Raw genomic sequence first — 7,566 nt, 5'->3', positions numbered from 1 at the left:
GCCCTCGGGATCCTCCTGCAAGCTTCCGCTCTCATCTCGAAGGTCGAAAAAGTACCTGGACATGTCGACTGAACTCCTGCTCATCGCGATGGTGGCATCGGAAGCGCCAGCCTCAGACTTCAGTGCCTGATGTCCCCGGATTGTCGAAGAGCACAGCGAGGCCATGCTCGATGGCGCAGGCCGCTATCAGATCATCGAAGGCCTTTCCGGAAAGCGGGCAACTTGGCATCACCTCTCGAATTGCGGTCCCGGCCTTGGCGGTAGAGATCACATCGTGGCGTTTCTTGCGTGTCTCGACATATTGCTCGACCAGGATTTTCAGGCGCCTCACCGCAACGTCGTCCGTAAACATGGATCCTCAGCCAATGCCTGAAGTAAGGCTGTCGGCCTGATCATCGGCCGACGATCTCGGGGTTAGCCGGGATTGCTCGCACAATATTTCTATGGGCAGTTGGTTCCCCCGACCGCTTGCTTGGTAATTTTCGTACAGGGAATACCCTTGCCCGCGCTTTCATCGGGCCGAATCGACAGCGATTTTCCGATGCCGAGGCGAGCGTTCAGGCTTGCATCACCATGCGGCTGTGACGTGCAACGACACTTTCCTCATCGGTCGCAATCACCCGTACTTCCACCTTGCTCTCGGGACGACTGAGGATCTCGGCGTGGGTGTTGTTGGCGCGATCTTCAAGCACCACGCCAAGCCAGGTCAATTTTTCGCATATGGCCTTGCGGATGGTCGCGGACCGTTCGCCGATGCCGGCGGTGAACACCAGGCATTCAAGGCCACCCATCGTGTTTGCAAGCGCCGCGGCCTCTCTCGCGGCGCGAAAGGCGAAAAGCGCCATCGCCTCTTGCGCGCGAGGATCATTGCTCGCTTCGAGCGTCCTCATGTCGCCGGAAATCCCGGATACGCCGAGCAGGCCCGACTTCTCGTAGAGCATCGCCTGCAGTTCTTCCGCCGCGATGCCTCTTTCCAGCAGGAAATACAACAGCACGCCGGGATCGATGGCGCCGCACCGCGTGCCCATGACGAGGCCATCCAGGGCCGAAAAACCCATCGTGGTATCGATGCTTTTGCCCCCGTGCAGGGCGCAAAGACTTGCCCCATTGCCGAGATGGGCGACGATCGTGTGTTTCGCCGCGAAAATTGGCGATATCTCGCTGAGCCGCCCGGCGATGTATTCATAGGAGAGACCGTGGAACCCGTAGCGGCGCAAGCCTTGCTCTTCATACTGGCGCGGAAGGGCAAAGCGCCGCACGAGCGGATCGATCGTCTGGTGGAAAGCGGTGTCGAAACAGCCAACCTGTGGCAGGTCCGGTTGCAAGGCGGCTATTGCACGGACGGGCGCGAGACTGCGAGGCTGATGCAGCGGAGCAAGCGGCGTAAGTCTGTCGATGGCGTCGATGATGTATGGGGTCAGACGGACAGGTTCGATGAACTCGCTTCCGCCATGCACGATGCGATGGCCGGCGCAGATCAGGTTTCTTTCCCCAATTTCGCCCTGCACCCAATTCAGCATCTCGCCTATGGCCGCGTCACGCCGCTTGTCGGCGGTGAGCGGCCGATCGCACTGCACCGTTCCGTCGGCCGCTTTTGCGCGCAGTGTGGGTTTGTCGCCCAGGTCCAGCGTGCCGCGTGAAACGAGTTGCATATCCCGTGATGAGACAAGATCGTAAAGCGCGAACTTGATGCTGGACGAGCCGGCATTCAGCGCCAGGATCGACCGACGCATCATTGGCGCCCCTTTGTCGCGGCTTTGTCGGGCCAGCTCCATTTCTGGATTTCGGGCATGTCTTCGCCGTGCTCGCGCACATAGGCCTTGTGCTTCGCCAACCTGCCGTGGAGTTCGCCGGCAAGCCCTTCGGCCCTTTCGGCCAGTCCCGGCACGCGTTCGATGGCGGCGAGCGCGAGATGGTAGCGGTCGAGTTCATTGAGCACCACCATGTCGAATGGCGTCGTCGTGGTGCCCTCCTCGCGGAAGCCATGCACATGCATGTTGTCATGGTTGGCGCGGCGGTATGTCAGGCGATGAATGAGATAGGGATAGCCGTGATAGGCGAAGATGACGGGCCGTGTTTTCGTGAACAACGCGTCGAAGTCCCCGTCGGGCAGGCCGTGCGGATGCTCCGTGTTCGACTGCAATGTCATCAGGTCGACAACATTGACGACGCGGATTTTCAGGTCGGGGATCGCGGAGCGCAGAATGTCTGTCGCGGCCAGTGTTTCCAGGGTCGGCACATCGCCGGCGCAGGCCATGACCACATCGGGCTCCTCGTGCTGAGCAACCGTGCCGGCCCATTCCCAGATGCCCGCTCCAGCTTTGCAATGCGCTCCGGCTTCTTCAATGGACAGCCATTGCGGTCCCGGCTGCTTGCCGGCGGTGATGACATTGATGCGGTTATAGGTTCTCAGGCAATGATCGGTGATCCACAACAGGGTGTTGGCGTCCGGCGGGAAATAGAGCCTTACCGTGTCGGCCTTCTTGTTGGCGACCAGATCGGCAAAGCCCGGATCCTGATGGCTGAAACCATTGTGATCCTGCCGCCAGACATGCGAGGTCAAAAGGTAATTGAGCGAGGCGATCGGCTTGCGCCAAGCGAGCTCGCCGGAGGTCTTCAGCCATTTGGCATGCTGGTTGACCATCGAATCGACGATATGAATGAAGGCCTCATAGCATGAAAACAGGCCATGCCGGCCGGTGAGCAGATAGCCTTCAAGCCAGCCCTGGCAGAGATGCTCGCTCAGCACTTCCATGACGCGACCATCACGGGAAAGATGGACGTCATAGGGCTCGATGCGCTCCATCCAGATCCGATCGGTGACCTCGAACACGTCGTCGAGGCGGTTGGAGGATGTCTCGTCCGGCCCCATCAGGCGGAAGTTTCGCGCCTCGGCATTGAGGCGGAACACCTCGCGAAGATAGCTTCCGCAAATCCGCGTCGCCTCGGCAATGACGCCACCTGGACGCGGCACTTCCAGCGCCAGGCTTTTCCAATCTGGAAGCATCAGATCGCGCTTCAGCAGGCCGCCATTTGCGTACGGGCTTGCGCCCATGCGCCTTGTCCCTGTCGGGGCAAGTGCCGCAAGCTCCGGCAACAGGTGCCCGCTTTCGTCGAACAGCTCTCCCGGCTCGTAGCTTCGCATCCAGTTTTCGAGGATCTTGCGGTGCTCCTCATTCCCTCGAGCGTTCGATACCGGCACTTGATGCGAGCGCCAGAAACCCTCGACTTTTTCGCCATCGACCTCCTTCGGCCCGGTCCATCCCTTGGGGCTGCGCAGCACGATCATCGGCCATTTCGGGCGTTGACCATGCCATCCCGGAGCCCGTGCCTGCTCCTGAATGGAACGGATGCGATCGAGCACCGTGTCGAGCGTCGCGGCCATGGATCGGTGCATGGCAAGCGGTTCGTGGCCTTCGACGAAGAACGGTTCGTAGCCATAGCCGGCGAAAAGGTCTCGCAATTCCTGATCGTCCATGCGGCCGAGGATCGTCGGATTGGCGATCTTGTAGCCGTTTAGATGCAGGATCGGCAGGACGGCGCCGTCCGACGCTGGGTTCAGGAACTTGTTGGAATGCCATGCCGCCGCCAGCGGACCGGTCTCGGCTTCGCCGTCACCAACGACGCAGGCAACCACCAGACCCGGATTGTCGAAGGCCGCACCGAAGGCATGAACCAGTGCATATCCCAATTCGCCGCCCTCATGGATGGAGCCTGGCGTCTCGGGCGCGGCATGGCTTGGCACGCCACCGGGAAAGGAAAACTGCCGGAACAGTTTCCTGAGGCCGTCTTCGCCCTGCCCGATATCGGGATAGATCTCGCTATAGGTGCCCTCGAGCCATGTGTTGGCGACCATTGCGGGACCGCCATGGCCCGGGCCGCAGATAAAAAGAACATCGAGGTCGCGTTCGCGGATAACGCGGTTCAGATGCAGGTAGAGAAAATTCAGGCCCGGCGTCGTGCCCCAATGGCCAAGCAACCGAGGCTTGACGTGCTCGGCCTTCAACGGTTCGCGCAACAGCGGATTGTCGAGCAGATAGATCTGGCCGACCGAGATGTAATTCGCGGCGCGCCAGTAACGGTCCATGAGGTCGATCCGTTCGTGGCCGATAGCCTGCGGCGTCGCGGCAGCCTTGTCGTTCATCGACATCTCCAGCTTTCGGTTCGCTGGTGATAACTGGGGCATCTTTGCGCTTGAGCAACCCCCGACTGCCGCCGTCCGGGACAGTGTCGCGACCCGAGCGGCCAAGAGACCGGTCGCTATCCCGGTGGAGCGAGCGGCTCTGTCCGCAAATAGGCGGGAACCTTGAAGTCCTCCAGCGGTTAGAAACTGGAATCGCGAAGGCCAGGTTCAAGGCAGCTACCGCGAAGGACAACCTCGAAGCGTTGCACCAAGGGAGCTAAAAAATGCTCGATCTTCCTCGTGCCCGTGATCGAATGGTCAATATCCACGTCGGCCGGCGTGGCATCCATGACCGTGAAATTCTGCAGGCGATGCGCGAAGTTCCACGCGAGGCCTTCGTAGAACCCGGTTTCGAGGAATTTGCTTATGAAGACACGCCGCTGCCGATCGCCGACGGCCAGACCATATCGCAACCTTACATCGTCGCATTCATGATCGAAATGGCGGGCGTCAAACCGGGTGACCACGTGCTCGAAATCGGCACCGGCTCGGGTTACGCCGCCGCGGTGATGAGCCGGATCGTCGAACAGGTCTACACCATAGAGCGTCATCCCGGTTTGGCAGAAACGGCGAAACGGCGGTTTGAAAAACTCGGCTATCGAAACATCGAGGTCCGGACAGGCGATGGCACCAAGGGCTGGCCGCAGGCGGCGCCGTTCGATGCCATCGTGGTGACAGCCAGCGGTCCCGGCGCACCGCTCGCCCTTCAGGAGCAACTCGATGTCGGCGGCAGGCTCGTCATTCCGGTCGGCGACGACCCCGATTTGCAACGCCTGCTCAAAGTCACCCGGACAGGTGCCGCAACCTACAGCGAGGAGGATTTCGGCGGCGTGCGCTTCGTCCCTCTCATCGGCGAGCAGGGTTGGTCGGAAAACGGCACCGTCACCAAGGTCGGTCGCCCACTTCGACATCCGCATCCGATCAGCCTGCCCGATATGATTGCGGCCGCGGCTGAACCGCTGCCCGATTTCGACGATCCGGCCTTCGGCGCATTGTTCGACCGGTTCGCCGACCGGCGCGTCGTTCTGCTTGGCGAGGCAAGCCATGGCACGTCCGAGTTCTACAGGGCGCGCGCGGCGATCACCCGCAGGCTTATCGAACGGCACGGCTTCACCATCGTCGCGGTCGAGGCGGACTGGCCCGATGCGGCGGCGATCGACCGCTATGTTCGCCATCGTCGGCCGCGAACAGGCGCCGGTGCGCCATTCCAGCGGTTTCCGACGTGGATGTGGCGCAACACCGATGTCGCGGCCTTCTCCGACTGGATGCGCCGTCGCAACGAGAAGCTAGAACCTTCGGAGCAAGCAGGGTTCTACGGCCTGGACATCTACAATATGAGCGGGTCCATAGGCGCGGTCCTCGACTATCTCGACCGGGTCGATCCCCAGGCAGCCAAGATTGCACGCGAACGGTATGGTTGCCTGACGCCCTGGCAACACGAACCGTCTACCTACGGCCGTGCGGTGCTCACCGCCGGCTATAAAAAATGCGAGAAAGCCGTGCTGGAACAATGCCGGGACTTGCTCGCCAGACAACTCGATTATGCAAAACAGGACGGAACCGACTTTCTCGACGCCAGTCAGAATGCTCGGCTGATCGCGTCCGCCGAACACTACTACCGGATCATGTACTATGGCGGTGCGGAGTCCTGGAACCTGCGCGACACCCACATGTTCGAGACCTTGGAACATTTGTTGAACGCCGGCGGCCCCAACTCCAAGGCGGTGGTGTGGGCGCACAATTCCCATATCGGCGATGCCCGCTTTACCGAGATGGGTGTCGTCAGGGACGAACTGAACATCGGTCAGCTCTGCCGGCAGCGTTTCGGCGATGAGGCAGCGCTAATCGGTATGGGCACGCATTCCGGCACTGTAGCGGCCGCAAGCGACTGGGATGGCGAAATGGAGGTGAAGCAGGTTCGCGCGTCGCACGCCGACAGCTACGAACGGCTTTGCCACGATTCTCTTGTGTCGCGGTTCCTGCTCGACCTCGGGCGCGACAAGACGCTGCGTGAGCGGCTGCTGGAACGCAGGCTGGAGCGATTCATCGGGGTAATCTACCGGCCGGAAACCGAGCTGGGCAGCCACTATGCGGACGCTTCCCTGCCCCAGCAGTTCGACGCGTTCCTATGGTTCGACAAAACCGCGGCAGTGACGCCGCTTGGCCCGGAGCATGCAAGAACCGGCGTTCCCGACACCTATCCATTCGGGCTCTAACCGGCGCGCGCGGCGAGCCGATGAAGCAGAGCCCTGGAACCGGAACGGCCCATCTGGCTTGCATTTTTAAACTGAAATCCCGTCGAAGGAGTTTTCTCATGACCGGAACCAAACATCCGAAATGGAAAAAACCGAGCGATGCCGACTTGGCGAACAATCCTGGTATCGGGACTTCCAAGGGAACGATCAAGGAAGGCGAAGAGTTCGAGCTGGAAGGCGAGAACACGGTCGAAGGCGATGTCGAGAACGACACGACCGCTGCTGGCGGGATCGATCCAAGACAAAAGATGCGGACCAACAAATAGCATGCCGTTGGCATCGCTGCGATCAACTTCCCCGGAAGGAGTGAACCATGCCACTTGCCCTCAGCAGCGCCGCCTTTGCCGAAGGCGGACCAATTCCCGAAAGATATACACGAGACGGCAAAAACGTATCGCCGCCGCTGAAATGGTCTGGAGTACCGGACGACGCCAAAAGCCTCGTTCTCGTCGTTCAGGATCCTGATGCGCCGAGCGGAACGTTTGGTCATTGGGCGGTATTCAACATCTCCGCGGAGACAAGGGAACTTCCCGAGGCGGAAAGCGGCAAGCCAGGTCCCGGTGCCCTTAGGCAAGCAACAAATGATTTTGGCAACGCCTATTACGACGGCCCTGAACCCCCGGTCGGACATGGCGTCCACCATTACCATTTCCGGCTGGCCGCGCTCGACACGCCGAGCCTTGCCATTCCGGCCAGCGCAGGCGTCGAGCGCATCTGGCGGGAGGCGCAGAAACACTCGCTCGAGCAGGCAGAACTCATCGGAACCTACGAACGCAATCCGTAAGTTGATGACCGAGGTGGCATTACCCTGCTGCTGCGCGGAACGGTTCTCCTCCTTGCCGGTTGTCTGGGAAAGGAGATGCCGCCATGTTTGGAGATATCATGTGGTTAGTCGTCGTTGCCGGCGGCCCATTGTTGCTGATCGTGCTGTTGGCCTATGCCGTTATCGCACGCCGCCGGCGTGGGCCCGCTGAACGAAGGGAAAGCGACCGGGCGACCGACCGGCTATACCAGGACAAGCGTTGATCCGCATCGCAAGATGTCCGATCGGAAGACATCCAATCGGCAAGACATCCAATCGGCAAGACAGGGGATCGTAAGCCGCAGCGGGCGACGACGATCCCCAAC

General features: G+C 60.8%; 7 protein-coding genes. 4 read left to right on the top strand and 3 right to left on the bottom strand.

Going from position 1 to position 7,566, the window contains the following annotated elements:
* Window positions 1-112 precede the first annotated feature (112 nt).
* The 3 genes from EN991_RS15530 to EN991_RS15520 form a co-directional block, all read right to left on the bottom strand.
* Entirely contained in the window at window positions 113-352 is a 240-nt protein-coding gene (locus EN991_RS15530) for a hypothetical protein (protein WP_013531534.1), read from the bottom strand.
* Between the two features lie 205 nt (window positions 353-557).
* Window positions 558-1,736 carry an acetate/propionate family kinase gene (locus EN991_RS15525; protein ID WP_127369072.1) on the bottom strand — a complete coding sequence of 393 codons (1,179 nt, stop codon included), beginning with the start codon at window positions 1,734-1,736 and terminating at the stop codon, window positions 558-560.
* Entirely contained in the window at window positions 1,733-4,144 is a 2,412-nt protein-coding gene (locus EN991_RS15520) for a phosphoketolase family protein (protein WP_024505216.1), read from the bottom strand. Before EN991_RS15520 ends, EN991_RS15525 begins: the two co-directional genes overlap by 4 nt.
* 263 nt (window positions 4,145-4,407) lie before the next feature.
* Here EN991_RS15520 and EN991_RS15515 point away from each other — a divergent pair, with 263 nt between their 5' ends.
* The 4 genes from EN991_RS15515 (at window position 4,408) to EN991_RS15500 (ending at window position 7,464) form a co-directional block, all read left to right on the top strand.
* Window positions 4,408-6,399, top strand: coding sequence for a protein-L-isoaspartate(D-aspartate) O-methyltransferase (locus EN991_RS15515; RefSeq protein WP_127369071.1), 1,992 nt, complete (start codon window positions 4,408-4,410; stop codon window positions 6,397-6,399).
* Window positions 6,400-6,497: 98 nt separating this feature from the next.
* Window positions 6,498-6,704 (top strand): hypothetical protein, encoded by a 207-nt coding sequence (locus EN991_RS15510; RefSeq protein WP_013531530.1) that lies wholly within the window; start codon window positions 6,498-6,500, stop codon window positions 6,702-6,704.
* A 47-nt stretch (window positions 6,705-6,751) separates the two neighbouring features.
* Window positions 6,752-7,222: a YbhB/YbcL family Raf kinase inhibitor-like protein gene (locus EN991_RS15505; protein WP_013531529.1), complete on the top strand. Its 471-nt coding sequence runs from the start codon at window positions 6,752-6,754 to the stop codon at window positions 7,220-7,222.
* Window positions 7,223-7,305: 83 nt separating this feature from the next.
* Window positions 7,306-7,464 (top strand): hypothetical protein, encoded by a 159-nt coding sequence (locus EN991_RS15500; protein WP_013531528.1) that lies wholly within the window; start codon window positions 7,306-7,308, stop codon window positions 7,462-7,464.
* Window positions 7,465-7,566 lie beyond the last annotated feature (102 nt).

The sequence above is a fragment of the Mesorhizobium sp. M7A.F.Ca.US.005.03.2.1 genome (genome assembly GCF_003997795.1).
GTDB classification, from domain to species: Bacteria; Pseudomonadota; Alphaproteobacteria; order Rhizobiales; family Rhizobiaceae; genus Mesorhizobium; species Mesorhizobium ciceri.
The sequence above is the reverse complement of the archived record's forward strand: the minus strand, read 5'-3'. Positions and strand labels throughout refer to the sequence as shown.